Source organism: Halomonas sp. N3-2A, from assembly GCF_002216165.1.
Lineage (GTDB): Bacteria > Pseudomonadota > Gammaproteobacteria > Pseudomonadales > Halomonadaceae > Vreelandella.
The window spans coordinates 3,631,002-3,654,986 of the sequence record NZ_CP022286.1 but is presented as its reverse complement, the minus strand read 5'-3'; the positions used below and the strand labels follow the sequence as shown (position 1 = coordinate 3,654,986).

Sequence of the window (23,985 nt, the reverse complement as noted above, 5' to 3'; positions counted from 1 at the left end):
CTGTTGTATCATGTTGCTCGGCAGCATTACAGCAGGAAGGCTGCGGTAAGAAGCAGCAAAACAGTAAGACCGTTGTTGTGAAGCGTAAGTTGTGAAGCGTAAGTTGTGAAGCGCGAGTGATAACGAAGCGCTAGCAGCACTACTGTAACACTGTTATCTATCAAGATTTTTGACGGCGAGCTACCGATTTAGGAGCTTGCTGTCTGCGTCTGAAACGCCCGCGGGGCAGATGACCACGCATCGGTCACCCATGGTGAACAAGCTGGGGAATACAGATGGCTTACTCATATACTGAGAAAAAACGCATCCGCAAGGATTTCGGCAAACTGCCCCAAGTGATGGATGTGCCTTACTTGCTGGCCATCCAGCTTGATTCCTACTACGACTTTCTCCAGCAGGATCGTTCGCCCGACGAGCGCCACGAGATTGGTCTGCACGCGGCGTTTAAGTCCGTGTTTCCGATTGAAAGCTTCTCTGGGAATGCGGCGCTGGAGTATGTCAGCTACCGTTTCGGCACGCCGGCGTTCGATGTAAAGGAGTGTCAGCTGCGTGGCGTGACCTATTCCGCCCCGCTGCGTGTCAAGGTTCGCTTGATCATCTATGATCGCGACTCCTCGAACAAGGCAATCAAGGATATTAAAGAGCAGGAAGTCTACATGGGGGAAATCCCCCTGATGACCGAGAATGGTACCTTTGTCATCAATGGTACTGAGCGGGTTATCGTTTCTCAGCTCCACCGTTCGCCCGGTGTGTTCTTCGATCACGATAAAGGCAAGAGTCACTCCTCTGGTAAACTGCTCTATTCTGCCCGAGTGATTCCTTATCGTGGTTCCTGGCTGGACTTCGAGTTCGATCCTAAAGACAACGTCTTTGTACGTATTGACCGTCGCCGGAAACTACCAGCGTCGGTGTTGATGCGTGCCCTGGGAATGAGCACCGAAGAGATCCTTGAAGAGTTTTTCGAGACCAGCAAGTTTAGCATTGAAAAAACTGGCTTCTTCGTAGAGCTGGTACCGTCACGCCTGCGCGGTGAAACCGCGACTTTCGACATTAAAGATGGCGAAGGTAATGTCATTGTTGAAGAAGGGCGCCGTATTACCCAGAAGCACATCCGTCAGCTTGAAAAAGCCGGCCTGGAGCGTCTGGAAATACCGATGGAGTACCTGTTTGGTAAAACGTTGGCCAAAGATCAGATCGATACTAAAACTGGCGAGCTGATCTGTCCGTGTAATACCGAAATTACGCCAGAAGTGCTTGAGCGTATGGCGCAGGGTGGCATCACCCACATCGAAACGCTCTACACCAACGACCTGGACTGTGGTTCGTTTATTTCCGATACGCTTAAGCTGGATGCCACCGGCTCCGCGCTTGAAGCGTTGGTCGAAATTTATCGCATGATGCGCCCTGGTGAGCCGCCCACCAAAGAAGCTGCTGAGACGCTGTTTAATAACTTGTTCTTCAGCGAAGATCGCTACGATCTGTCAGGCGTCGGTCGTATGAAGTTCAACCGCCGTCTGCGTCGTGATACCGACACGGGCTCTGGTGTACTGGATCGCAAAGACATCCTTGATGTTCTGCGCGAGCTGATCAATATCCGTAACGGCTTTGGCGACGTTGACGATATCGATCACCTGGGTAACCGCCGTATTCGCTGTGTTGGCGAAATGGCTGAAAACCAGTTCCGCGTTGGCTTGGTTCGCGTAGAGCGTGCAGTGAAAGAGCGTCTTTCCATGGCGGAAAGCGAAGGCCTGATGCCGCAAGATCTGATCAACGCTAAGCCGGTAGCGGCAGCGGTGAAAGAGTTCTTCGGTTCTAGCCAGCTGTCCCAGTTTATGGATCAGAACAACCCGCTTTCTGAGGTTACTCACAAGCGTCGTGTGTCTGCACTCGGCCCAGGTGGTTTGACCCGTGAGCGCGCCGGTTTCGAAGTGCGCGACGTACACGCTACGCACTACGGTCGCTTGTGTCCGATCGAAACGCCGGAAGGCCCGAACATCGGTCTGATCAACTCGTTGGCGACGTACAGTCACACCAACAGCTACGGCTTCCTCGAAACGCCGTACCGTAAGGTCAACTCCTGTCAAGTGACGGACGATATCGTTCACCTGTCGGCGATCGAAGAGGGTGATTTCGTTATTGCCCAGGCGTCTGCCGCTGTGGATGAGTCCAACAGGCTGAGTGATGACTTGGTACAGGTGCGTCATCGTGGTGAAACCACGTTTATGCGTCCTGAGCAGGTCACCTTGATGGACGTGTCTCCGCGCCAGGTTGTTTCGGTCGCGGCCGCACTGATTCCGTTCCTGGAGCACGATGATGCTAACCGCGCCTTGATGGGTGCGAACATGCAGCGTCAGGCGGTACCCACCTTGCGCGCTGACAAGCCGCTAGTAGGTACTGGTATGGAGCGTTTCGTTGCGCGTGACTCCGGTGTTTGTGCCGTGGCGCGTCGTGGTGGTGTGATCGACTCCGTTGACGCACGTCGTGTCGTGGTACGGGTACATGAAGATGAGATTATCGGCGGTGAAGCCGGTGTTGATATCTACAACCTGACCAAGTACACCCGTTCAAACCAGAACACCTGTATGAACCAGCGCCCCATTGTGCGGCCTGGCGACAGTGTGGCTCGTGGCGACATCCTTGCCGACGGCCCGTCTGTTGATATGGGTGATTTGGCGCTCGGCCAGAACATGCGCATCGCGTTCATGCCCTGGAATGGTTACAACTTCGAGGACTCTATCCTGCTGTCTGAGCGGGTGGTTCAAGAAGACCGCTTTACCACGATTCATATTCAGGAGCTGACCTGTGTATCTCGCGATACCAAGTTAGGGCCGGAAGAGATCACTGCCGATATTCCCAACGTTGGTGAGTCCGCGCTGGGTAAATTGGACGAAGCTGGTGTTGTTTACATTGGTGCTGAAGTTGGCCCCGGCGATATTCTGGTCGGTAAGGTAACACCGAAAGGTGAAACCCAGCTGACGCCGGAAGAGAAGCTGCTACGCGCTATCTTCGGTGAGAAAGCATCTGACGTTAAAGATACTTCGCTGCGTGCGCCGACCGGCATGAAGGGTACTGTCATCGACGTCCAGGTATTTACCCGTGACGGCGTTGAAAAAGACTCTCGTGCACTGGCTATCGAACAGATGCAGCTGGACGAAGTGCGTAAAGATCTTCAGGAAACCTATCGTATTGCTGAAGACGCTACCTTTGAGCGTCTGCAGCGCACGTTGGAAGGCCAGGCTGTTAATGGCGGCCCGAACCTGAAGAAAGGCGATGTGCTTGATGAGGCTTACCTCGACGAGCTACCGCGTCAGCAGTGGTTCAAGCTGCGCATGCAGGATGAGGCTTACAACGAACTGTTGGCCCAGGCCGATGAGCAGCTCGAAAACCGTCGTAAAGAGATGGACGAGCGCTTTGAAGATAAGAAGCGCAAGCTGACCCAGGGCGATGATCTCGCACCGGGCGTGCTTAAAATCGTCAAGGTTTACATGGCGGTTAAGCGTCGCATTCAGCCTGGCGACAAGATGGCAGGCCGCCACGGTAACAAAGGTGTTATCTCGGCGATCATGCCCATCGAAGATATGCCGTTCGATGAGAAGGGCGAGCCGGTTGATGTGGTGTTGAACCCGCTGGGTGTACCGTCGCGGATGAACGTTGGTCAGATCCTGGAAACACACTTGGGTATGGCTGCCCGTGGTTTGGGTGTCAAGATTGACGCGATGTTACGTGATGCCCGTGGTCAGCAAGTTGCTGAAATTCGCGACTTCCTGGGCCAGATATATAACACGCCGGGAACCCGTGTTGAGGATATCGATTCGTTAAGCGATGAAGAAATCATTGCGCTAGCGAAAAACCTCAAAGGCGGTGTGCCTATGGCAACGCCGGTGTTCGATGGTGCTAAAGAGCACGAGATCAAACACCTGCTGAAGCTTGCTGACATTCCTGAGTCTGGCCAGATGACGCTGTACGATGGCCGTACTGGCGATGCGTTTGACCGCTCGGTGACCGTTGGCTACATGTATATGCTCAAGCTGAACCACTTGGTAGACGACAAGATGCACGCGCGCTCTACCGGTTCTTACTCGCTAGTGACTCAGCAGCCGCTGGGTGGTAAGGCGCAGTTCGGTGGTCAGCGCTTTGGTGAGATGGAAGTATGGGCGCTGGAAGCTTACGGTGCCGCGTATACGCTGCAAGAGATGCTCACCGTCAAGTCGGACGACGTCGAAGGCCGCACCAAGATGTATAAAAACATCGTGGATGGCGACCACACCATGCAGGCAGGCATGCCGGAATCCTTCAACGTACTCGTGAAGGAAATCCGCTCGCTGGGCATCGATATCGAGTTAGAGAGCTAGGAGCCGTCCCATGAAAGATTTGGTGAAAGTACTCAAATCGCAATCTCAGTCCGAAGAGTTTGACGCGATCAAGATTACCCTGGCGTCGCCGGACATGATTCGCTCCTGGTCGTTTGGCGAGGTGAAGAAGCCCGAGACCATCAACTACCGTACCTTTAAACCGGAACGGGATGGTCTGTTCTGCGCCAAGATTTTCGGCCCAGTCAAAGACTACGAGTGTTTGTGCGGTAAGTATAAGCGCATGAAGCACCGCGGTATCATTTGTGAGAAGTGTGGCGTTGAAGTCACCAAGGCTGCCGTGCGCCGTGAGCGCATGGGCCACATCGAACTGGCATCGCCAGTGGCTCACATTTGGTTCTTGAAGTCACTGCCGTCGCGTATCGGCATGTTCCTCGATATGACCCTGCGTGATATCGAGCGCGTGCTGTACTTCGAAAGCTTTGTCGTCATCGATCCCGGTATGACCACGCTGGAGCGTGGTCAGTTACTCAACGATGAGCAGTACTTTGAAGCGCTAGAAGAGTTCGGTGATGACTTCGACGCCCGTATGGGTGCCGAAGCTGTCCAAGAACTGCTGAAAGATATTGATCTGGAAGAAGAGATTAATCACCTGCGTGAAGAGATTCCGCAGACTAACTCTGAAACTAAGATTAAGAAGCTTTCAAAGCGCTTGAAGCTGCTTGAAGCGTTCTATCACTCCGGCAACGCGCCGGCGTGGATGGTCATGGAAGTGCTGCCCGTGCTGCCGCCGGATCTTCGTCCGTTGGTACCGCTGGACGGCGGCCGCTTCGCGACCTCAGACCTGAACGACCTTTATCGTCGCGTCATTAACCGTAACAACCGTCTGAAGCGTCTGCTTGACCTCAATGCGCCGGATATTATCGTGCGTAACGAGAAGCGTATGCTGCAAGAAGCGGTTGATGCGTTGTTGGATAACGGCCGTCGTGGTCGTGCCATTACGGGTTCTAACAAGCGTCCGCTGAAATCCCTTGCCGATATGATCAAAGGTAAGCAGGGTCGTTTCCGTCAGAACTTGCTAGGTAAGCGCGTCGATTACTCCGGCCGTTCGGTAATCACTGTTGGTCCGACTCTGCGTCTGCACCAGTGTGGTCTGCCCAAGAAAATGGCGCTTGAGCTGTTCAAGCCGTTTATCTACTCCAAGCTGCAGTCGCTGGGCTATGCCTCAACGATCAAAGCTGCCAAGAAGATGGTTGAACGCGAACTGCCCGAGGTGTGGGACATCCTTGCCGATGTTATCCGTGAGCACCCGGTACTGCTTAACCGCGCACCGACGCTCCACCGTCTTGGTATCCAAGCGTTTGAGCCGCTGTTGATCGAAGGTAAAGCGATCCAGCTGCACCCGCTGGTATGTGCCGCCTACAACGCCGACTTTGACGGTGACCAGATGGCGGTACACGTACCGCTGACCCTGGAAGCCCAGCTTGAAGCGCGTGCGCTGATGATGGCCACCAATAACGTGCTGTCGCCTGCCAACGGCGAGCCGATTATCGTGCCGTCGCAAGACGTTGTTCTGGGTCTGTATTACATGACCCGCGAAAAGATCAACGCCAAAGGCGAAGGCATGGTGTTCTCTGACCTTAATGAGGTAGAGCGCGCGTTCGGCACGCAGTCGGTATCGCTGCACGCTCGCGTGAAAGTGCGTCTGGACGAAGTCGATGTAGAAGAAGAGACCGGCGAGCGTAGTTTCCATCGCCGCATCTACGACACGACGGTTGGTCGTGCGCTACTGTTCCGCATTTTGCCGGAAGGTGTGCCGTTCTCGCTAATCGATCAGCCGATGAAGAAAAAGGCGATCTCTAGCTTGATCAACGAGGTATACCGTCGTGCGGGCTTGAAGCCGACGGTTATCTTCGCTGACCAACTGATGTACACCGGTTTCCGTTTGGCAACGTGGTCGGGCGCCTCTATCGGTGTTAACGACTTCGTTATTCCTGATGCGAAAACCGAGATTGTCGACGCTGCAGAAGCGGAAGTTAAAGAGATCGAAGATCAGTTCTCTTCTGGCCTGGTAACTGCCGGTGAGAAGTACAACAAGGTCATCGATATCTGGTCGAAGGCCAACGATAAAGTTGCCAAGGCGATGATGGTAGGTATCTCTAAAGAGACCGTCATCGATCGTGAAGGCAACGAAGTTGAGCAAGACTCGTTCAACAGCGTCTTTATCATGGCTGACTCCGGTGCGCGTGGTTCTGCCGCCCAGATCCGTCAGTTGGCGGGTATGCGTGGCTTGATGGCTAAGCCGGATGGCTCGATCATCGAAACGCCGATCGTCGCCAACTTCCGTGAAGGTCTGAACGTACTCCAGTACTTCATCTCGACCCACGGTGCACGTAAAGGTCTTGCGGATACGGCTCTGAAAACGGCTAACTCCGGTTACCTGACCCGTCGTCTGGTTGACGTTGCCCAGGACTTGGTCATCACTGAGACCGACTGTGGCACCGAAAACGGCTTGACCCTGCACCCGATCATCGAAGGTGGCGACATCATTGTACCGCTGTCTCAGCGTGTACTTGGTCGTGTCGTTGCGATTGATGTTATTGATCCAAGTAATGATGAAGTGCTTATTCCGCGCGGCACATTGCTGGACGAAAAGTGGTGTGCATCGCTAGACACCATGGGCGTAGACGAGATCATTGTTCGTTCTACCATTACTTGTGACACTGCCCACGGCGTGTGTGCCTCCTGTTATGGCCGCGACTTGGCGCGTGGCCATCAGGTCAACATTGGTGAGTCTGTCGGTGTTATCGCCGCACAGTCCATCGGTGAGCCGGGTACCCAGCTGACCATGCGTACGTTCCACATCGGTGGTGCGGCGTCGCGTTCATCGGCAGTAGACAGCGTTCAGGTCAAGCATGGCGGTAAAGTACGTCTCCACAACATCAAGCATGTAGAGCGGGCCGACGGCAAGCTGGTCGTTGTCTCTCGCTCCAGCGCACTTGCTGTTGCTGATGACCATGGCCGTGAGCGTGAGTACTATAAGCTGCCTTACGGCGCAGAGCTGTCTGTTCGTGACGGTGATGTTGTCGATGGCGGTGCGATTGTCGCGAAGTGGGATCCGCACACTCATCCGATCATTGCCGAAGTAGAAGGTAAGGCGCAGTTTATCGACCTTGACGAAGGTGTCACCATGCACCGTAGCGTCGACGAAATGACTGGTCTGTCCTCTATTGAGGTTATCGAGTCGGCAGCCCGCCCGATGGCAGGCCGCGATAAGCGCCCGATGGTGATGCTGAAAGATGCTGCTGGCGAGTACGTGTCGGTGTCTGGATCGAATACGCCGGTACAGTATCTGCTGCCGGGCAACTCGATTATCTCCGCCGATGATGGTTCTACCATTGGTGTAGGTGAAGTTGTTGCACGTATTCCGGTAGAAGCGTCTGGTAACAAAGATATTACCGGTGGTCTGCCGCGTGTTGCCGACTTGTTTGAGGCGCGTAAGCCGAAAGAGTCGTCAATCTTGGCTGAAATCAGTGGTGTGGTCAGTTTCGGTAAAGAGACAAAGGGTAAGCGTCGTTTGACGATTACTCCAGAGTCTGGCGACCCGTTTGAAGCTCTGATCCCGAAGTGGCGTCAAATCGCTGTCTTCGAGGGTGAAAGCGTTGAGAAGGGTGAGGTAATCTCGGATGGTCCGAGCAACCCCCACGATATCCTGCGCTTATTGGGCGTGGCGGAACTGGCTAAATACATCACCGCCGAAGTGCAAGATGTTTACCGCCTGCAGGGTGTAGGCATCAACGATAAGCATATCGAAGTCATTGTTCGCCAGATGCTGCGTAAGGTAGAGATCTCTGATTCAGGTGACTCTGACTTTATTACTGGCGATCAAGCTGAACTCGTGCGCGTGCTAGAGCAAAATGCACGTCTCGAGAAAGAAGGTAAATTCCCGGCCAAGTATCAACGCTTGCTGCTGGGTATTACTAAGGCCAGCTTGGCCACTGAGTCGTTCATTTCAGCGGCGTCGTTCCAGGAAACGACACGTGTATTGACCGAAGCAGCGGTAACCGGCAAGCGCGATTATCTACGCGGCCTGAAAGAAAACGTGGTGGTTGGGCGTCTGATTCCGGCAGGTACCGGTCTGACTCACCACGCAGAGCGTCGTCGCAAACGCGAAGACGTTGAGCGTCTGTTCAACCCCTCGGCTACCGAAGTTGAGCAGGAGCTTGGTGCTCAGTTAACCGCCCTTGATTCAGACGACGAGCTGTAATCGACGGTAAGGAAAACGAGTAACAACGAGTCGCTGGCCCTTATGGCACCGTCTTGCTGGTTAAACCGCCAGCAAGACTTGACGCCACCTAGGGTCAGCCTTTAGAATGCGCAGCCTTTAACAGTGGGGTGGGTGCGCCCGCACCTGCTGCTAGTATTTGTTGAAAGGCCAGGCAACCATTGGAGTCAGCTAAACACCATGGCAACGATTAATCAGCTAGTGCGCAAGCCGCGTAAGCGCCCCGTCACTAAGAGTGACGTACCTGCGCTACAGGCATGCCCGCAGAAACGTGGCGTTTGTACGCGCGTTTATACTACTACCCCTAAGAAGCCGAACTCGGCCCTGCGTAAGGTTTGCCGTGTGCGCCTTACCAACGGTTTCGAAGTGTCTTCTTACATCGGTGGTGAAGGTCACAACCTGCAAGAGCACTCTGTTGTTCTGATTCGCGGCGGTCGTGTAAAGGATTTGCCAGGTGTGCGTTATCACACCGTTCGTGGCGCCCTTGACACCTCTGGCGTACAGAACCGTAAGCAGGGTCGTTCTAAGTACGGTACCAAGCGTCCGAAGTCCTAAGGCGTCTTGTTGCAGCGTCTTAAGACGCTTGCGTTGTTACCTTAATACGAATATGACGGTCTGATAAGAGTAAGGTCGGGCGGCGCTACTAGCGCAATTGGTCCCGGGTTTACCTGAAGGATCCTTAATTGAGGGCTTATCATGCCTAGAAGAAGAGTTGTAGCTAAACGCGAAATCCTGCCGGATCCTAAGTTCGGAAGTGAGCGTCTGGCGAAGTTCATGAACCACCTGATGGTCAGCGGCAAGAAGTCCATAGCTGAGCGCATCGTTTACGGTGCGTTGGACAAGGTTGCCGAGCGTAGTAATGAAGAGCCGCTGGAAATCTTCGACAAAGCGCTGGAAACCATCCAGCCGATGGTCGAAGTAAAGTCGCGCCGTGTTGGTGGTGCGACCTATCAGGTGCCGGTCGAAGTTCGCCCTTCGCGTCGCCAAGCCCTAGCAATGCGCTGGTTGGTGGACGCTGCGCGTCGCCGCGGTGAAAAAACGATGGTTCAGCGCCTGGCAGGTGAAATGCTGGATGCCGCTGAAGGCAAAGGCTCGGCTGTTAAGAAGCGTGAAGATGTGCACCGTATGGCAGAAGCCAACAAGGCCTTCTCTCACTATCGTTTCTAAACTCGGCGTTTCTGAGTTTGTGTTTGGTTTTGTTGGTTGTGCTGCGCTAAAGAGTTCTTTCGCCATGCTGCAACACGCTGTCGCTATCCTTGTTGATGGCGGCAGTGGAATACACAAAATGAACACTGCTGAATTAACGAGCATCGCCAACTAACGGGAGCTTCACCGTGGCACGCAAGACTCCACTTAATCGTTATCGCAATATCGGTATCGTCGCTCACGTTGACGCGGGTAAAACCACGACGACTGAGCGCGTGCTTTTCTATACCGGCTTGAACCACAAGTTGGGTGAAACGCATGAAGGTGCCTCGACTACCGACTGGATGGAGCAGGAGCAGGAGCGTGGTATTACTATCACCTCGGCTGCTGTTACTACCTTCTGGAAAGGTATGAGTCACCAGTTTGATGAGCACCGCATTAATATCATCGACACCCCGGGGCACGTTGACTTCACTATCGAGGTCGAGCGTTCTTTGCGTGTTCTTGATGGTGCTGTTGTTGTACTGTGCGGCTCCTCCGGTGTTCAGCCGCAGACCGAAACGGTCTGGCGTCAGGCTGATAAGTACGAAGTTCCGCGTATGGTCTTCGTCAATAAGATGGACCGTACTGGCGCTGATTTCTTCATGGTTGTTGACCAGTTGAAGGAGCGCTTAGGTGCTAATACTGTGCCGATTCAGATTAACTGGGGCACAGAGGAAGACTTTAAAGGCGTTATCGACCTGATTCAGATGAAGGCTATCCTGTGGGATGAGGAAAGCCTGGGTATGAATTATGAGCTTGTTGATATTCCGGCTGAGCTGCAGGAAACGGCCGAGACGTATCGCGAGCAAATGGTTGAAGCCGCTGCCGAAGGCTCTGAAGAGCTGATGGATAAGTACTTGGAAGGCGGTGAGCTGTCGATTGAAGAGATCAAGGCTGGTCTTCGTGCGCGTACGTTAGCCAACGACATTGTTCTGGTGACCTGTGGTTCTGCATTTAAGAACAAAGGTGTCCAGGCAGTGCTTGACGGCGTTATCGAATACATGCCTTCGCCGACTGAAGTTAAGGCGATCGAAGGTGAGTTGGACGACAAAGATGGTACCGTGGCAACTCGTGAGGCTGATGATAGTGCTCCGTTTGCAGCGTTAGCGTTTAAGATCGCTACCGACCCCTTCGTTGGTACTTTGACCTTTATTCGCGTCTACTCGGGCGTTCTGAAATCTGGTGACGGCGTTTATAACTCCGTTAAGCAGAAGAAAGAGCGTGTTGGTCGTATCGTTCAGATGCATGCCAATTCGCGTGAAGAGATCAAGGAAGTACTTGCTGGCGACATCGCGGCATGTATCGGTCTGAAAGACGTTACCACGGGTGACACCCTGTGCGATATCGATAACAAAATTGTTCTCGAGCGCATGGAGTTCCCGGATCCGGTTATCTCGGTAGCCGTTGAGCCGAAGTCGAAGGCTGATCAGGAAAAGATGGGTGTTGCACTGGGTAAACTTGCCCAGGAAGATCCTTCCTTCCAGGTGAAAACCGACGAAGAAACCGGCCAGACCATTATTTCTGGTATGGGTGAGCTGCACCTCGATATCCTTGTTGACCGTATGCGTCGCGAGTTCAAGGTTGAAGCCAATATCGGTAAGCCTCAGGTTGCTTATCGCGAAACAATTCGCGGCAACATTGAGCAAGAAGGCAAGTTCGTGCGTCAGTCGGGTGGTCGTGGTCAGTATGGTCACGTTTGGCTGCGCATTGAGCCGCTGACTGCAGCAGAAAAGGGTGAAGGCGAAGACGAACTGTTCTTCAAGTTCAACTCTGAAATCGTAGGTGGTGCGGTTCCCAAGGAATACGTGCCTGCGGTTGAGAAGGGTGCCTACGAACAGCTCAAAAACGGTGTCATCGCGGGTTACCCGATGATCGACGTTAAAGTAACGCTGTTTGATGGTTCCTTCCATGACGTGGACTCTAACGAGACTGCGTTCAAGATTGCTTCTTCTATGGCAGTGAAAGAAGGTGCCAGGAAGGCCAAGGCCGTGCTGCTGGAGCCGGTGATGAAGGTCGAAATCGTGACCCCCGAAGAGTTTATGGGTGACGTCATGGGCGACCTGAGCCGTCGTCGCGGTCTGGTGCAGGGTATGGATGACTCCTCTTCTGGTAAAGTCATTCGTGCAACGGTGCCACTGGGTGAGATGTTCGGTTATGCAACCGATTTGCGCTCACAAACCCAGGGCCGCGCGAGCTACTCTATGGAGTTCGCGAAGTACGAGGAGGCGCCCTCCAGCGTCGTTGAAGCCGTCATCAATCAAAACGGTTAACCGTTAGCTAACGTAAAGAGGTTATAGCAGTGGCTAAGGAAAAATTTGAACGTTCCAAACCGCACGTCAACGTCGGCACCATCGGTCACGTCGACCACGGTAAAACGACCCTGACAGCGGCCCTAACCCGTGTGTCTGCTGAGGTTTTCGGCGGCGACTGGCGTGAGTTTGATACCATCGATAACGCTCCTGAAGAGCGCGAGCGCGGTATCACCATCGCTACGTCTCACGTTGAGTATCAGTCTGAAGAGCGCCACTATGCGCACGTTGACTGCCCAGGACACGCTGACTACGTCAAGAACATGATCACCGGTGCTGCGCAGATGGATGGCGCAATCCTGGTATGTTCTGCTGCTGATGGCCCGATGCCGCAGACGCGTGAGCACATCCTGCTGTCTCGTCAGGTTGGCGTTCCGTTCATCGTTGTGTTCCTGAACAAAGCGGACATGGTCGATGACGAAGAGCTGCTTGAGCTGGTTGAGATGGAAGTTCGTGAACTCCTCGACGAGTACGACTTCCCGGGTGACGACACGCCGATCATCACTGGTTCTGCGCTGATGGCTCTGAACGGTGAAGATGAGAACGGCATGGGTACTACTGCTGTTGCGAATCTGATTAAAGCTCTGGATCAGTACATTCCTGAGCCGGAGCGTGCTATCGACCAGCCGTTCCTGATGCCGATCGAAGACGTGTTCTCTATCTCTGGCCGCGGTACTGTCGTTACCGGTCGTGTAGAGCGCGGTATCGTTAAAGCAGGCGAAGAAGTGGAAATCGTGGGTATCCGCGACACCACTAAAACCATCGTTACCGGTGTTGAAATGTTCCGTAAGCTGCTCGACGAAGGTCGTGCAGGTGAGAACGTTGGCGCTCTGCTGCGTGGTACTAAGCGTGATGACGTCGAGCGTGGCCAGGTTCTGGCTAAGCCGGGCACCATCAACCCGCACACCACCTTCGAAGCAGAAGTTTACGTATTGTCCAAAGAAGAAGGTGGTCGTCACACGCCTTTCTTCAAAGGCTACCGTCCCCAGTTCTACTTCCGTACCACTGACGTAACGGGTACTTGTGAACTGCCGGAAGGTGTTGAAATGGTAATGCCGGGCGACAACGTTAAGATGGTTGTTACCCTGATTGCTCCAATCGCTATGGACGAAGGTCTGCGCTTCGCAATTCGCGAAGGTGGTCGTACCGTTGGTGCTGGCGTTGTTGCAAAAATCGTCAAGTAAGCTTGCTTGATTGATTGATCAAGGGGGCTCTTGCGAGCCCCCTTTTCTGCGCACCAATAGCAAATGTTTGACATGGGCTTTTGGCGTGCCTATAATGCGCATCCTTTGAATGCGTGGGTAGACGGCTCGCGCCGTCGACATCCATTGGAGTTTAGGGCAAATGCAGAACCAAAAGATTCGCATTCGGTTGAAAGCGTTCGACCATCGCCTGATTGATCAGTCCACAGCGGAAATCGTTGAAACCGCTAAGCGTACTGGTGCTCAGGTTCGTGGTCCGATCCCGCTGCCGACCAACCGCGAGCGTTACACCATTCTGATTTCACCGCACGTCAACAAAGATGCGCGTGATCAGTATGAGATTCGTACGCACAAGCGTGTGCTCGATATTGTTGAGCCAACCGAGAAAACTGTTGATGCGCTGATGAAGCTCGATCTCGCCGCTGGCGTAGACGTGCAAATCAAGCTCGACTAATTACACTAGACACTTGCGGCCCAGCGCTCATTAATTTTTAGAATGAGCAGCAGCCGCCGCGCCGTGAGGCGCCACACAATGTGCTAGTGGAATGCTCTGGAAAGGGCAGCCATAGCGGGTGATAGCCCCGTACACTATAGGAGACTGAGTATGACTATCGGTTTAGTCGGTAAAAAGGCCGGGATGACCCGTGTCTTTACCGAAGATGGCGCTTCCGTGCCCGTGACCGTTATTGAAGTTGATCCTAACCGTGTAACGCGCGTTAAGACTCTTGAGTCTGACGGTTACGCAGCGGTTCAGGTCACCACAGGTTCTCGTAAAGCCAAGCACCTCACCAAAGCGCAAGCTGGTCAGTTTGCCAAGGCGGGTGTTGAGGCTGGTCGTTCACTGATGGAATTCCGTCTTGCAGAAGGCGAAGAATCTCCGGAAGTGGGTGGCGAACTCACCGTATCCCTCTTCGAAGCTGGTCAAATGATTGACGTGACCGGCACCTCTAAGGGTAAAGGCTTCCAGGGTGCTGTTAAGCGCTGGAATTTCCGTACCCAAGACAACACGCATGGTAACTCCCTGTCGCACCGCGCGCCGGGCTCTATCGGCATGTGTCAGACTCCGGGTCGCGTATTTAAAGGCAAGAAAATGGCCGGTCAAATGGGTAATGCCCGTTGCACCGTGCAGAGCCTTGAGATCGTCCGTGTCGACGCCGAGCGTAACCTGCTGCTGATCAAAGGTGCTGTTCCGGGCGCGACCGGTAGCGATGTTATCGTTCGCAGCGCCGTGAAAGCTCGCTGAAGGGGATAATTACCAATGAATCTGAATCTTGCTGCAGGCACGGGTACCGTTGAAGTAGCCGATGCCACTTTTGGCAAAGAATTCAACGAAGCGCTGGTTCACCAGGTGGTAACCGCCTATTTGGCTGGTGGCCGTCAAGGTACCCGCGCTCAAAAGAACCGTTCCGACGTACGTGGTGGTGGTAAGAAGCCGTGGCGTCAGAAGGGTACCGGTCGTGCACGTGCCGGTACTATCCGCTCTCCGCTATGGCGCAGCGGCGGCGTAACTTTCGCGGCGCGTCCTCAGGACCATAGCCAGAAAGTAAACCGCAAAATGTACCGTGCGGCGATGCGTTCCATCCTGTCTGAACTCGTACGTCAAGAGCGTCTTGTCGCTGTTGAAGAGTTTAGCGTTGAAGCGCCGAAGACCAAGCAGGTAGCTGCCAAGCTGAAAGAGCTCAACCTTGAGAAAGTGTTGATCGTCACCGAAGAAATTGACGAGAAGCTCTATCTGGCCGCACGCAACCTTCCCCACGTTGACGTGGTGGATGTCGCTGCAGCTGATCCGGTGAGCCTAGTAGCCTTTGATAAGGTTCTGGTCACCGTCTCCGCCCTGCGTAAATTCGAGGAGAAGCTGGCATGAACCAGGAGCGCGTATTTAAGGTTCTGCTTGGACCGCACGTGACCGAAAAGGCCGCGATGGCAGCCGAGCGCAACCAGTACGTTTTCAAGGTGGCATCTGATGCTACCAAACCCGAGATCAAGAAAGCCGTTGAAGCACTATTCGGCAAGAAGGTCGGCAGCGTTCAAGTATTGAACGTGAAGGGGAAAACTAAGCGTACTGCTCACGGCGTTGGCCTGCGTAAGGGTTACCGCAAAGCGTATGTGACCCTGGCTGCGGGTGAAACGCTCGAAGACTTCTCTGGCGCCGAATAAGGGCAGGAGTACGGATAATGGCAATCGTCAAGACCAAACCCACATCCGCCGGTCGTCGCCACGTCGTTAAGATCGTTGGTGAGGAACTGTACAAAGGCCGTGCTTATGCACCGCTTTTGGAGAAACAGTCCAAGTCCGGTGGCCGTAACAACTACGGTCGCATCACCACCCGCCACGTGGGCGGTGGTCACCGTCAACACTACCGGTTGATCGACTTCAAACGCACCAAAGATGGCATTCCAGCCACCGTTGAGCGTCTTGAGCACGATCCGAACCGTAGTGCGCATATTGCACTACTGAAATATGCAGATGGTGAGCGTCGTTACATCATTGCACCGAAAGGTGTCAGCGCGGGTGACGTGCTGGAATCTGGTGTTAACGCGCCCATCAAAAAAGGCAATGCTTTGCCGCTGCGCAATATTCCGCTTGGTTCTACCGTTCACGGTATCGAACTGAAGCCGGGTAAAGGCGCGCAGATTGCTCGCAGTGCCGGTACTAGCGCTCAGCTGGTTGCTCGTGAAGGTAACTACGCCACCTTGCGTCTTCGCTCTGGCGAAATGCGTAAAGTGTTGGCTGAGTGCCGCGCAACTCTGGGCGAAGTGAGCAACTCCGAGCACAGCCTGCGTCAACTTGGCAAGGCCGGTGCGAAGCGCTGGAGAGGCGTGCGTCCGACTGTTCGCGGTGTCGCGATGAACCCGGTGGATCACCCGCACGGTGGTGGTGAAGGCCGCACCAGTGGTGGTCGTCACCCGGTATCCCCATGGGGTGTGCCGACTAAGGGTCACAAGACGCGTAAGAACAAGCGCACCGACAAGCTGATTATCCGTCGTCGTAACAAGACGCGTTAATCGAAATTGCCAAGAACTTAAGAGGTAACGGCTGTGCCACGTTCACTAAAGAAAGGTCCCTTCATTGACCTTCATCTTTTGAAGAAGGTAGAGGCTGCAGTGGAGAAGAACGATCGCAAACCAATCAAGACTTGGTCGCGTCGTTCGATGATCCTGCCCAACATGGTAGGTCTGACTATTGCGGTCCATAACGGACGCCAGCATGTCCCGGTGCACGTCTCCGAGGAAATGGTGGGTCATAAACTTGGCGAATTCGCTGCTACTCGCACATATCGCGGGCATGCTGCGGACAAGAAAGCCAAACGGTAAGCCAGAGAGGATTAAGAGATGGAAGTCACAGCTAAGCTGAGTGGCGCTGCTTTATCCGCACAGAAGGCCCGTTTGGTGGCTGACCAGGTGCGCGGTAAACCGGTCGCCGAAGCTATTGACCTGCTGACCTTCTCACCGAAGAAGGCTGCCAAACTGGTCAAGAAAGTGCTTCAGTCCGCCATCGCGAATGCGGAAGAAAATAACGGCATGGACATCGACGAGCTGCGTGTCTCGACCATCTGTGTCGATGAGGGCGTGACGCTCAAGCGTATCAAGCCGCGCGCCAAAGGCCGTGCGGATCGTATCTTGAAGCGCACCTGCCACATCACCGTCAAGGTAGCCGAGAAGTAGGAGTCGACCAGATGGGTCAGAAAGTCAATCCAACAGGCATTCGACTGGGCATCGTCAAAGACCATGCTTCTGTCTGGTATGCCGAGCGCGGCGCTTATGCCGATAAGCTCAATAATGATCTCGAAGTGCGCAGCTTCCTGGATCAGCGTTTAAAGAACGCTTCCGTAAGCCGCATTCACATCGAGCGTCCGGCTAACAATGCCCGCATCACCATTCACACTGCCCGTCCGGGTATCGTGATTGGCAAAAAAGGTGAAGATGTCGACCGTTTACGTCGCGATCTAACCGAGATGATGGGTGTTCCGGTTCATGTGAACATCGAAGAAGTTCGCAAGCCGGAGCTGGATGCCAAGCTAGTCGCTGCTAACGTAGCGGGTCAGCTTGAGCGTCGCGTAATGTTCCGTCGTGCTATGAAGCGCGCGGTACAGAACGCAATGCGTCTTGGCGCTGGCGGCATTAAGATTCAGCTGTCAGGTCGTCTGGGTGGTGCCGAAATCGCACGTACCGAATGGTACCGCGAAGGTCGCGTTCCGTTGCACACGTTGCGTGCGGATATCGACTACGCCACTTACGAAGCTCACACCACCTACGGCGTCATCGGCGTCAAAGTGTGGATCTTCAAGGGTGAAATCCTCGGTGGTATTGAGGAAGTACGTGCCAAGGCTAAGCAACAGCAGCCTGCCGGCAACGCGCCCAAGAAGAAAGGTTCCAGGTAAGGGGAGAGCGAGTCGATGTTACAGCCCAAGCGTATGAAATTCCGTAAGATGATGAAAGGCCGCAACCGTGGCCTGGCGCATCGCGGAAGCAAAATCAGCTTCGGGGAGTACGGTCTCAAAGCAACGGGTCGTGGCCGCATCACTGCGCGCCAGATCGAAGCAGGCCGTCGTGCGATCACACGTCACGTTAAACGTGGCGGTAAAATTTGGATCCGCGTCTTCCCTGATAAGCCGATCTCTAAGAAGCCGCTCGAAGTTCGTATGGGTAAAGGTAAAGGTTCCGTTGAGTACTGGGTAGCCCAGATCCAACCGGGTCGGGTCCTGTACGAAATTGAAGGTGTATCCGAAGAGCTGGCCCGTGAAGCATTTGAATTAGCCGCACAGAAGATGCCCTTGTCCACCACCTTTGCTAAACGGACGGTGATGTGATGAAAGCCCAGGAAATTCGTGAAAAGTCCGTAGGAGAGCTGCAAGAGCAACTCCTCGAGCTACTCCGCGAGCAGTTTAACCTGCGCATGCAGAAGGCCACTGGCCAACTGAGCCAGACTCATCTGCTCAAGCAGGTCCGCCGGGATATCGCCCGTGTGAAGACTATGCTCAACGAGAAGGCAGGTGAATAAGATGGCCGAAGAGAAAAAAACACGTACGCTCACCGGCAAGGTGGTGAGCGATAAGATGGATAAATCCATCGTCGTTATGATCGAGCGTCGTGAGCGTCACCCGATCTACGGAAAATACGTCAAGCGCTCCACCAAGCTGCACGCCCATGATGAGGCGAACCAGGCTAAGGCAGGCGATACGGTTTCCATTCAGGAGTGCCGTCCGCTTTCCAAGAAGAAAGCTTGGACGCTGGTCGAGGTGGTTGAGCAGGCTAAGGGTTAATACCTAAAGTCTGCCGATCAGTGCAGTCAGATTAGGTTTGGAGAAAACCGATGATTCAGACTCAGACAATGCTGGATGTCGCCGACAACAGCGGAGCGCGCCGGGTGCAATGCATCAAGGTGTTAGGCGGTTCACACCGTCGCTACGCTCGCGTTGGTGACGTCATTAAGGTAACGGTGAAGGAAGCGATTCCGCGCGGTAAGGTCAAAAAAGGCCAAGTGCTGAAAGCGGTAGTCGTTCGCACCCGTAGTGGCGTCCGTCGTAGTGACGGTTCGCTGATCCGTTTCGATGGAAATGCGGCGGTTTTGTTGAATAATACCAACGAACAGCCGATCGGCACGCGTATCTTCGGGCCGGTAACTCGTGAACTTCGTAATGAGAAGTTCATGAAGATCATTTCCCTAGCGCCTGAAGTGCTGTAAGGAGCGAGGCGGATATGCAAAAGATCAAACGTGACGATGAAGTCATCGTCATCGCCGGGAAGGATAAAGGCAAACGTGGCACTGTTAAGCGGGTACTAGAAAACCGCTTCGTGGTGTCCGGTGTGAATATGATTAAACGTCACACCAAGCCTAATCCCATGGCGGGAAATCAGGGCGGTATCGTCGAGCGTGAGGCTCCGATTCACGCGTCCAACGTAGCCATCTTCAATTCGGAGACCGGTAAGGCGGATCGCGTCGGCTTCCAAGTTAAGGAAGACGGTACCAAGGTACGTATCTACAAGTCGACGCAGACGCAGATCGACGCCTAACGCGAGTCGGGTAGCAAAATGGCGAACTTGAAAGAACGTTATCAAAACGAGGTCGTGGCTCAGCTCAAAGAGCAGTTCAGCTACGCCAACGTAATGCAGGTACCCCGGATCACGAAAGTGACTCTGAACATGGGTATCGGCGAAGCGGTCAGCGATAAAAAGTTGATCGACAATGCCATCGGCGACCTGGAGAAACTCTCCGGTCAAAAACCGTTGGTGACCAAGGCACGCAAGTCCATCGCGGGCTTCAAGGTGCGCGAAGGTTGGCCGATCGGTGTCAAAGTAACACTGCGCTCAGCGCGTATGTGGGACTTCCTGGACCGTTTGGTGAACATTGCGATTCCCCGCGTGCGTGACTTCCGTGGTCTCAATCCGAAGTCTTTTGACGGTCGCGGCAATTACTCAATGGGTGTGCGTGAGCAGATCATCTTCCCAGAGATCGAGTATGATAAGATCGATCGCATCCGGGGGCTGGACGTCACTATCACTACTACCGCCAACACCGACGAGGAAGGTCGTGCGCTACTAGCGGCACTGAACTTCCCGTTTAAGAAATAAGGGTTGGATCATGGCTAAGAAAAGTATGATAGAGCGCGAGCTCAAGCGTACTCAGCTAGTCGAGAAGTATGCGGCTAAGCGCGCAGAGCTCAAGAAAATCATCTCGGACGTGAACGCTTCTGAAGAAGAACGTTTCGAGGCGACGCTGAAGCTGCAGCAACTGCCGCGCGACTCAAGCCCGGTGCGTCAGCGTAACCGCTGCCGCGTGACTGGCCGTCCGCACGGTTTTTACAACAAGTTCGGCCTTGGCCGTAACAAGCTGCGTGAAGCCGCCATGCGTGGCGACGTCCCTGGCCTGAAAAAGTCCAGCTGGTAACGTCACGTCGAATCATCAGGAGCGCACATTAAATGAGCATGCAAGACACTCTAGCGGATATGTTTACCCGTATCCGCAATGCGCAGATGGCCACCAAGGAGACGGCTACCATGCCGTCCTCCAAGCTGAAAGTGGAAGTGGCCCGCGTGTTAAAGGAAGAAGGCTACATTACCGACTTTACGGTGGCTGAAGGCGTTAAACCCGAGCTGACCGTTACTCTCAAATATTTTGAGGGTAAGCCGGTTATTGAGCACATTCAACGGGTTTCCAAGCCGTCTCTGCGCCAGTACAAGGGCAAAGACAACCTGCCTAAGGTCGCCGATGGTCTGGGTATCGCGATTGTCACCACCTCTAATGGTGTCATGACCGATCGTGCCGCGCGCCAAGCAGGCGTCGGTGGCGAAGTCATCTGCACCGTATTCTAGGAGGCTGGAATGTCCCGCATAGCGAAATATCCGGTTAAAGTGCCTGCTGGTGTCGAGATTAAAATCGACGCTGGCCAGCTGACCGCCAAAGGCGGCCAGGGCACGCTATCTATGCCCATTCACCAGGACGTGGTGATTGGTCAAGAAGATGGCCAGCTGACCTTCGCCCCGAGTGAGTCTGCCAAGAGCTGGGCAATGGCCGGTACTACCCGCGCCTTGGTTCAGAACCTGGTAACGGGCGTATCCGAGGGTTTCACAAAAACTCTCGAAATTGTAGGCGTCGGTTATCGTGCCCAAGCTAAGGGCCAGACGCTCAATCTTTCACTGGGCTTCTCGCACCCGGTCGACTATGAACTGCCTAAGGGTGTCTCAGCGGAAACGCCGAAGAACACCGTGATCGTGCTGAAAAGCGCGGACAAGCAGATGCTCGGCCAGTGCGCCGCGGAAATCCGCGCCTTCCGTCCCCCTGAGCCGTATAAAGGCAAGGGTGTTCGGTACGCCGACGAGCAGGTGCGTCGCAAAGAAGCCAAGAAGAAGTAAGGCAGGGTTATGAACGCGAAGAAAGAATCTCGTCTCCGTCGTGCCCGCCGCGCTCGCGCAAAGATCCGCGAGCTGGGCGTGTATCGCCTGTGCGTCAACCGTACCCCGCGTCACATCTATGCGCAGATTATCTCGCCGGATGGTGGCAAAGTGCTAGCCAGTGCTTCTACGCTGGACAAAGCACTGCGCGAGGGTGCGACTGGCAACGCAGAAGCCGCCTCTAAGGTTGGCGCTCTGATTGCTGAACGCGCTAAAGAAGCAGGCATCACCCAGGTGGCCTTCGATCGTGCTGGCTTTAAGTATCACGGTCGCGTTAAGGCTCTGGCCGACGCCGCTCGTGAAGGCGGCCTGGAATTCTAAAGGGTTTTACGATGGCGAAGAACGAACAGCAAAGCGGTGATCTGCAAGAGAAGTTAGTGCAGGTCAACCGCGTCGCCAAGGTGGTCAAAGGTGGTCGTATTTTCGGCTTCACCGCGCTGACCGTCGTTGGTGATGGTAAAGGTCGTGTCGGTTTTGGTCGTGGCAAGGCGCGTGAAGTGCCTGTTGCGATCCAGAAAGCGATGGATCAAGCTCGTCGCAACATGGTCAAGGTTAACCTTGCAGGCCATACGCTTCAGTACCCGATAAAAGCCCGTCACGGTGCTTCTAAGGTGTACATGCAGCCGGCTTCTGAAGGTACCGGTATCATCGCTGGCGGTGCCATGCGCTCTGTACTAGAGCTCGCTGGTGTCCATGATGTACTGGCCAAGTGCTACGGTTCCACCAACCCGGTTAACGTGGTGCGAGCGACTGTTAAAGGTCTCTCCTCCATGCAAGCACCGGAAGACATTGCCGCTAAGCGCGGTCTGTCTGTCGAAGCGATCACGGGGTAAGGCACCATGGCAGCAACGATCAAGGTTACCCAGATCCGCAGCACCATCGGCGTTTTGCCCAAGCACAAGGCTACTATGAAGGGCCTGGGTCTGCGTCGCATCGGTCATACGGTTGAGCTGGAAGACACCCCTGCCGTACGCGGCATGATCCACAAGGTTAACTACCTTGTGCGCGTTGAGGGAGAGTAATCCATGAAACTCAATACCCTGAGCCCGGCACCGGGCTCCAAACACGCTGAAAAGCGCGTTGGTCGTGGTATCGGCTCCGGTCTTGGTAAGACCGGCGGCCGTGGCCACAAAGGTCAGAAATCTCGCAGTGGCGGCAGCGTCAAGCCTGGTTTCGAAGGCGGTCAGATGCCATTGCAGCGTCGTTTGCCGAAGTTCGGCTTTACGTCTGCTAAGTCATTGGTATCTGAAGAAGTACGTCTGGCTGAACTTGCTAAGGTTGCCGGTGACGAAGTCACTATGGAAACTCTGAAGCAAGCCAACGTGCTAAAGGATGCGACGCTTCATGCGAAGATCATCCTTTCTGGCGAACTGAAAAAGGCGGTTACCGTTCGTGGTATCAAGGTCACCAAAGGTGCCCGTGAAGCGATCGAAGCCGCCGGCGGCAAGGTAGAGGACTAAATGGCCAAGTCAGGAAATATGCCGGCGATGGGCAGCGGTCTGAGTGAACTGTGGGCGCGTTTGCGCTTCGTGCTCCTCGCCATCGTGGTGTACCGTATTGGTGCCCACATTCCCGTTCCCGGTATCAATCCTGACCAGCTTGCTGCCTTGTTTAGGGAGCAACAGGGCACCATCCTAGGCATGTTTAACATGTTCTCGGGTGGCGCCCTGGAGCGCATGAGCGTCCTCGCCCTGGGCATAATGCCCTACATTTCGGCGTCGATTATCATGCAGCTCATGACTGCGGTCTCCCCTCATCTTGAGCAGCTCAAGAAAGAGGGTGAGGCTGGCCGCCGCAAGATTAGCCAGTACACGCGCTACGGCACGGTGATACTGGCTTTCGTCCAGGCTACCGGTATGTCCGTCGGTCTGGCTAGCCAAGGCATCGCATACAGCGCTGACTTCAGCTTCTTTTTCACCGCCGTGATTACATTTGTATCAGGTGCGGTGTTTATGATGTGGCTAGGTGAGCAGATCACCGAGAAGGGCATCGGCAACGGTATTTCGCTGCTGATCTTCGCGGGGATTGTCGCTGGGCTGCCCAGTGCCGTTGGGCAAGCGTTCGAGCTTGCTCGTAATGAAGGTGCCTGGAATGTTCTTCCGCTGTTAGCGCTGTCAGTGCTAGGTATTGCTACCGTTGCGTTTGTGGTGTTCATTGAGCGCGGTCAACGCCGCTTGAAAGTGAACTACCCCAGGCGTCAGGTCGGCAATAAGATGTATGCAGGCCAAAGCAGCTACCTGCCTTTGAAAGTGAATATGGCTGGTGTTATTCCAGCAATCTTCGCTTCCAGTATTTTACTCTTCCCGGCCTCTATTGGTCAGTGGGTGGGTGCTGGCGAAGGAATGGAGTGGTTGCAGCGTGCATCACAAGCGTTAGGCCCCGGCCAACCGCTTTACATCTTGCTTTTCGCGGCGGCAGTGGTATTCTTCTGCTTCTTTTACACAGCGCTGGTCTTCAACCCCAAGGATGTGGCTGACAATCTTAAAAAGTCAGGCGCCTTCCTGCCGGGCATTCGCCCCGGCGAGCAGACCGCTCGCTATATCGATAAGGTAATGACTCGTCTTACTTTATTCGGTGCCTTGTATATCACTGCGGTTTCCTTGATGCCCCAGTTCTTGATCGTTGCGTGGAACGTGCCGTTTTTCTTCGGCGGAACTTCGCTTCTGATCGTGGTTGTGGTCATCATGGACTTCATGGCCCAGGTGCAGTCGCATCTCATGTCGCATCAATATGACTCGGTGATGAAGAAGTCCAACCTGAAAGGCTACGGTAGCGGCGGCATTATGCGCTGAGGCGCGC

The 23,985-nt window shown here is 54.3% G+C and carries 28 protein-coding genes; all 28 read left to right on the top strand.

Annotation, left to right across the window (positions count from 1 at the left end):
• The first annotated feature begins 275 nt into the window (after window positions 1-275).
• The 28 genes from rpoB to secY all read left to right on the top strand — a co-directional run bounded on the left by rpoB (window position 276) and on the right by secY (window position 23,978).
• Window positions 276-4,352, top strand: a complete 4,077-nt coding sequence (gene rpoB, locus CEK60_RS17065) for a DNA-directed RNA polymerase subunit beta (protein WP_089040013.1) — start codon at window positions 276-278, stop codon at window positions 4,350-4,352.
• A gap of 10 nt (window positions 4,353-4,362) precedes the next feature.
• Entirely contained in the window at window positions 4,363-8,577 is a 4,215-nt protein-coding gene (gene rpoC, locus CEK60_RS17060) for a DNA-directed RNA polymerase subunit beta' (RefSeq protein ID WP_089040012.1), read from the top strand.
• A gap of 198 nt (window positions 8,578-8,775) precedes the next feature.
• A complete protein-coding gene (rpsL, locus tag CEK60_RS17055; protein ID WP_009098973.1) occupies window positions 8,776-9,150 on the top strand; it encodes a 30S ribosomal protein S12 in 375 nt (124 codons plus the stop codon).
• A 141-nt stretch (window positions 9,151-9,291) separates the two neighbouring features.
• On the top strand, window positions 9,292-9,762 hold the full coding sequence (gene rpsG / locus CEK60_RS17050; RefSeq protein ID WP_009098975.1) for a 30S ribosomal protein S7: 471 nt from the start codon (window positions 9,292-9,294) through the stop codon (window positions 9,760-9,762).
• Between the two features lie 167 nt (window positions 9,763-9,929).
• On the top strand, window positions 9,930-12,053 hold the full coding sequence (fusA, locus tag CEK60_RS17045; RefSeq protein ID WP_089040011.1) for an elongation factor G: 2,124 nt from the start codon (window positions 9,930-9,932) through the stop codon (window positions 12,051-12,053).
• 29 nt (window positions 12,054-12,082) lie between these two features.
• Window positions 12,083-13,276, top strand: a complete 1,194-nt coding sequence (gene tuf, locus CEK60_RS17040) for an elongation factor Tu (RefSeq protein ID WP_089040010.1) — start codon at window positions 12,083-12,085, stop codon at window positions 13,274-13,276.
• Window positions 13,277-13,436: 160 nt separating this feature from the next.
• Complete coding sequence (gene rpsJ, locus CEK60_RS17035) at window positions 13,437-13,748, top strand: 30S ribosomal protein S10 (protein WP_009098983.1); 312 nt, start codon at window positions 13,437-13,439, stop codon at window positions 13,746-13,748.
• 150 nt (window positions 13,749-13,898) lie between these two features.
• Complete coding sequence (rplC, locus tag CEK60_RS17030; RefSeq protein ID WP_009723904.1) at window positions 13,899-14,537, top strand: 50S ribosomal protein L3; 639 nt, start codon at window positions 13,899-13,901, stop codon at window positions 14,535-14,537.
• A 15-nt stretch (window positions 14,538-14,552) separates the two neighbouring features.
• A complete protein-coding gene (rplD, locus tag CEK60_RS17025) occupies window positions 14,553-15,158 on the top strand; it encodes a 50S ribosomal protein L4 (RefSeq protein ID WP_038480381.1) in 606 nt (201 codons plus the stop codon).
• A complete protein-coding gene (gene rplW / locus CEK60_RS17020; RefSeq protein ID WP_009723902.1) occupies window positions 15,155-15,451 on the top strand; it encodes a 50S ribosomal protein L23 in 297 nt (98 codons plus the stop codon). Before rplD ends, rplW begins: the two co-directional genes overlap by 4 nt.
• A gap of 17 nt (window positions 15,452-15,468) precedes the next feature.
• Entirely contained in the window at window positions 15,469-16,299 is an 831-nt protein-coding gene (gene rplB / locus CEK60_RS17015; RefSeq protein ID WP_009723901.1) for a 50S ribosomal protein L2, read from the top strand.
• A 33-nt stretch (window positions 16,300-16,332) separates the two neighbouring features.
• Window positions 16,333-16,608, top strand: a complete 276-nt coding sequence (rpsS, locus tag CEK60_RS17010; protein ID WP_009098993.1) for a 30S ribosomal protein S19 — start codon at window positions 16,333-16,335, stop codon at window positions 16,606-16,608.
• Between the two features lie 18 nt (window positions 16,609-16,626).
• A complete protein-coding gene (rplV, locus tag CEK60_RS17005) occupies window positions 16,627-16,959 on the top strand; it encodes a 50S ribosomal protein L22 (RefSeq protein WP_038480386.1) in 333 nt (110 codons plus the stop codon).
• Between the two features lie 11 nt (window positions 16,960-16,970).
• Window positions 16,971-17,675, top strand: coding sequence for a 30S ribosomal protein S3 (gene rpsC, locus CEK60_RS17000; RefSeq protein ID WP_038480389.1), 705 nt, complete (start codon window positions 16,971-16,973; stop codon window positions 17,673-17,675).
• A 15-nt stretch (window positions 17,676-17,690) separates the two neighbouring features.
• Window positions 17,691-18,104 carry a 50S ribosomal protein L16 gene (rplP, locus tag CEK60_RS16995; protein WP_007112000.1) on the top strand — a complete coding sequence of 138 codons (414 nt, stop codon included), beginning with the start codon at window positions 17,691-17,693 and terminating at the stop codon, window positions 18,102-18,104.
• Window positions 18,104-18,295 carry a 50S ribosomal protein L29 gene (gene rpmC, locus CEK60_RS16990; RefSeq protein ID WP_009723898.1) on the top strand — a complete coding sequence of 64 codons (192 nt, stop codon included), beginning with the start codon at window positions 18,104-18,106 and terminating at the stop codon, window positions 18,293-18,295. The genes rplP and rpmC overlap by 1 nt, the downstream gene beginning before the upstream one ends.
• A 1-nt stretch (window position 18,296) precedes the next feature.
• Complete coding sequence (gene rpsQ, locus CEK60_RS16985; RefSeq protein ID WP_009723897.1) at window positions 18,297-18,557, top strand: 30S ribosomal protein S17; 261 nt, start codon at window positions 18,297-18,299, stop codon at window positions 18,555-18,557.
• A gap of 50 nt (window positions 18,558-18,607) precedes the next feature.
• A complete protein-coding gene (gene rplN, locus CEK60_RS16980; protein WP_009723896.1) occupies window positions 18,608-18,979 on the top strand; it encodes a 50S ribosomal protein L14 in 372 nt (123 codons plus the stop codon).
• A gap of 14 nt (window positions 18,980-18,993) precedes the next feature.
• The gene (gene rplX / locus CEK60_RS16975; RefSeq protein WP_009723895.1) at window positions 18,994-19,308 is read left to right on the top strand and encodes a 50S ribosomal protein L24; all 315 of its coding nucleotides are present in this window, start codon (window positions 18,994-18,996) and stop codon (window positions 19,306-19,308) included.
• 18 nt (window positions 19,309-19,326) lie between these two features.
• Entirely contained in the window at window positions 19,327-19,866 is a 540-nt protein-coding gene (gene rplE, locus CEK60_RS16970) for a 50S ribosomal protein L5 (protein WP_009723894.1), read from the top strand.
• A gap of 10 nt (window positions 19,867-19,876) precedes the next feature.
• A complete protein-coding gene (gene rpsN, locus CEK60_RS16965) occupies window positions 19,877-20,182 on the top strand; it encodes a 30S ribosomal protein S14 (RefSeq protein WP_009723893.1) in 306 nt (101 codons plus the stop codon).
• A gap of 32 nt (window positions 20,183-20,214) precedes the next feature.
• Complete coding sequence (rpsH, locus tag CEK60_RS16960) at window positions 20,215-20,607, top strand: 30S ribosomal protein S8 (RefSeq protein WP_009723892.1); 393 nt, start codon at window positions 20,215-20,217, stop codon at window positions 20,605-20,607.
• A 9-nt stretch (window positions 20,608-20,616) separates the two neighbouring features.
• Window positions 20,617-21,147 (top strand): 50S ribosomal protein L6, encoded by a 531-nt coding sequence (gene rplF / locus CEK60_RS16955; RefSeq protein ID WP_038480399.1) that lies wholly within the window; start codon window positions 20,617-20,619, stop codon window positions 21,145-21,147.
• Between the two features lie 9 nt (window positions 21,148-21,156).
• A complete protein-coding gene (gene rplR, locus CEK60_RS16950) occupies window positions 21,157-21,507 on the top strand; it encodes a 50S ribosomal protein L18 (RefSeq protein WP_009723890.1) in 351 nt (116 codons plus the stop codon).
• An 11-nt stretch (window positions 21,508-21,518) separates the two neighbouring features.
• Window positions 21,519-22,019 carry a 30S ribosomal protein S5 gene (rpsE, locus tag CEK60_RS16945; protein ID WP_009723889.1) on the top strand — a complete coding sequence of 167 codons (501 nt, stop codon included), beginning with the start codon at window positions 21,519-21,521 and terminating at the stop codon, window positions 22,017-22,019.
• A gap of 6 nt (window positions 22,020-22,025) precedes the next feature.
• Window positions 22,026-22,208, top strand: coding sequence for a 50S ribosomal protein L30 (rpmD, locus tag CEK60_RS16940; protein ID WP_009723888.1), 183 nt, complete (start codon window positions 22,026-22,028; stop codon window positions 22,206-22,208).
• 3 nt (window positions 22,209-22,211) lie between these two features.
• Window positions 22,212-22,646 (top strand): 50S ribosomal protein L15, encoded by a 435-nt coding sequence (gene rplO, locus CEK60_RS16935; RefSeq protein ID WP_038480402.1) that lies wholly within the window; start codon window positions 22,212-22,214, stop codon window positions 22,644-22,646.
• A complete protein-coding gene (gene secY, locus CEK60_RS16930) occupies window positions 22,647-23,978 on the top strand; it encodes a preprotein translocase subunit SecY (protein ID WP_038480406.1) in 1,332 nt (443 codons plus the stop codon).
• Window positions 23,979-23,985 lie beyond the last annotated feature (7 nt).

What these genes read in the sequence shown, in the direction of transcription:
- rpsC (WP_038480389.1), top strand. Translation starts at nt 16,971, where the DNA reads ATGGGTCAGAAAGTCAATCCAACAGGCATTCGACTGGGCATCGTCAAA.
- rpsJ (WP_009098983.1), top strand. Translation starts at nt 13,437, where the DNA reads ATGCAGAACCAAAAGATTCGCATTCGGTTGAAAGCGTTCGACCATCGC.
- rpsN (WP_009723893.1), top strand. Translation starts at nt 19,877, where the DNA reads ATGGCTAAGAAAAGTATGATAGAGCGCGAGCTCAAGCGTACTCAGCTA.
- rplO (WP_038480402.1), top strand. Translation starts at nt 22,212, where the DNA reads ATGAAACTCAATACCCTGAGCCCGGCACCGGGCTCCAAACACGCTGAA.
- rpoB (WP_089040013.1), top strand. Translation starts at nt 276, where the DNA reads ATGGCTTACTCATATACTGAGAAAAAACGCATCCGCAAGGATTTCGGC.
- rplF (WP_038480399.1), top strand. Translation starts at nt 20,617, where the DNA reads ATGTCCCGCATAGCGAAATATCCGGTTAAAGTGCCTGCTGGTGTCGAG.
- rpsE (WP_009723889.1), top strand. Translation starts at nt 21,519, where the DNA reads ATGGCGAAGAACGAACAGCAAAGCGGTGATCTGCAAGAGAAGTTAGTG.
- rpsQ (WP_009723897.1), top strand. Translation starts at nt 18,297, where the DNA reads ATGGCCGAAGAGAAAAAAACACGTACGCTCACCGGCAAGGTGGTGAGC.
- rpmC (WP_009723898.1), top strand. Translation starts at nt 18,104, where the DNA reads ATGAAAGCCCAGGAAATTCGTGAAAAGTCCGTAGGAGAGCTGCAAGAG.
- rplE (WP_009723894.1), top strand. Translation starts at nt 19,327, where the DNA reads ATGGCGAACTTGAAAGAACGTTATCAAAACGAGGTCGTGGCTCAGCTC.
- secY (WP_038480406.1), top strand. Translation starts at nt 22,647, where the DNA reads ATGGCCAAGTCAGGAAATATGCCGGCGATGGGCAGCGGTCTGAGTGAA.
- rplR (WP_009723890.1), top strand. Translation starts at nt 21,157, where the DNA reads ATGAACGCGAAGAAAGAATCTCGTCTCCGTCGTGCCCGCCGCGCTCGC.
- rplC (WP_009723904.1), top strand. Translation starts at nt 13,899, where the DNA reads ATGACTATCGGTTTAGTCGGTAAAAAGGCCGGGATGACCCGTGTCTTT.
- rplW (WP_009723902.1), top strand. Translation starts at nt 15,155, where the DNA reads ATGAACCAGGAGCGCGTATTTAAGGTTCTGCTTGGACCGCACGTGACC.
- rpsG (WP_009098975.1), top strand. Translation starts at nt 9,292, where the DNA reads ATGCCTAGAAGAAGAGTTGTAGCTAAACGCGAAATCCTGCCGGATCCT.
- rplP (WP_007112000.1), top strand. Translation starts at nt 17,691, where the DNA reads ATGTTACAGCCCAAGCGTATGAAATTCCGTAAGATGATGAAAGGCCGC.
- rpsH (WP_009723892.1), top strand. Translation starts at nt 20,215, where the DNA reads ATGAGCATGCAAGACACTCTAGCGGATATGTTTACCCGTATCCGCAAT.
- rplB (WP_009723901.1), top strand. Translation starts at nt 15,469, where the DNA reads ATGGCAATCGTCAAGACCAAACCCACATCCGCCGGTCGTCGCCACGTC.
- rplX (WP_009723895.1), top strand. Translation starts at nt 18,994, where the DNA reads ATGCAAAAGATCAAACGTGACGATGAAGTCATCGTCATCGCCGGGAAG.
- rplD (WP_038480381.1), top strand. Translation starts at nt 14,553, where the DNA reads ATGAATCTGAATCTTGCTGCAGGCACGGGTACCGTTGAAGTAGCCGAT.
- rpoC (WP_089040012.1), top strand. Translation starts at nt 4,363, where the DNA reads ATGAAAGATTTGGTGAAAGTACTCAAATCGCAATCTCAGTCCGAAGAG.
- rplV (WP_038480386.1), top strand. Translation starts at nt 16,627, where the DNA reads ATGGAAGTCACAGCTAAGCTGAGTGGCGCTGCTTTATCCGCACAGAAG.
- rplN (WP_009723896.1), top strand. Translation starts at nt 18,608, where the DNA reads ATGATTCAGACTCAGACAATGCTGGATGTCGCCGACAACAGCGGAGCG.
- rpsL (WP_009098973.1), top strand. Translation starts at nt 8,776, where the DNA reads ATGGCAACGATTAATCAGCTAGTGCGCAAGCCGCGTAAGCGCCCCGTC.
- rpmD (WP_009723888.1), top strand. Translation starts at nt 22,026, where the DNA reads ATGGCAGCAACGATCAAGGTTACCCAGATCCGCAGCACCATCGGCGTT.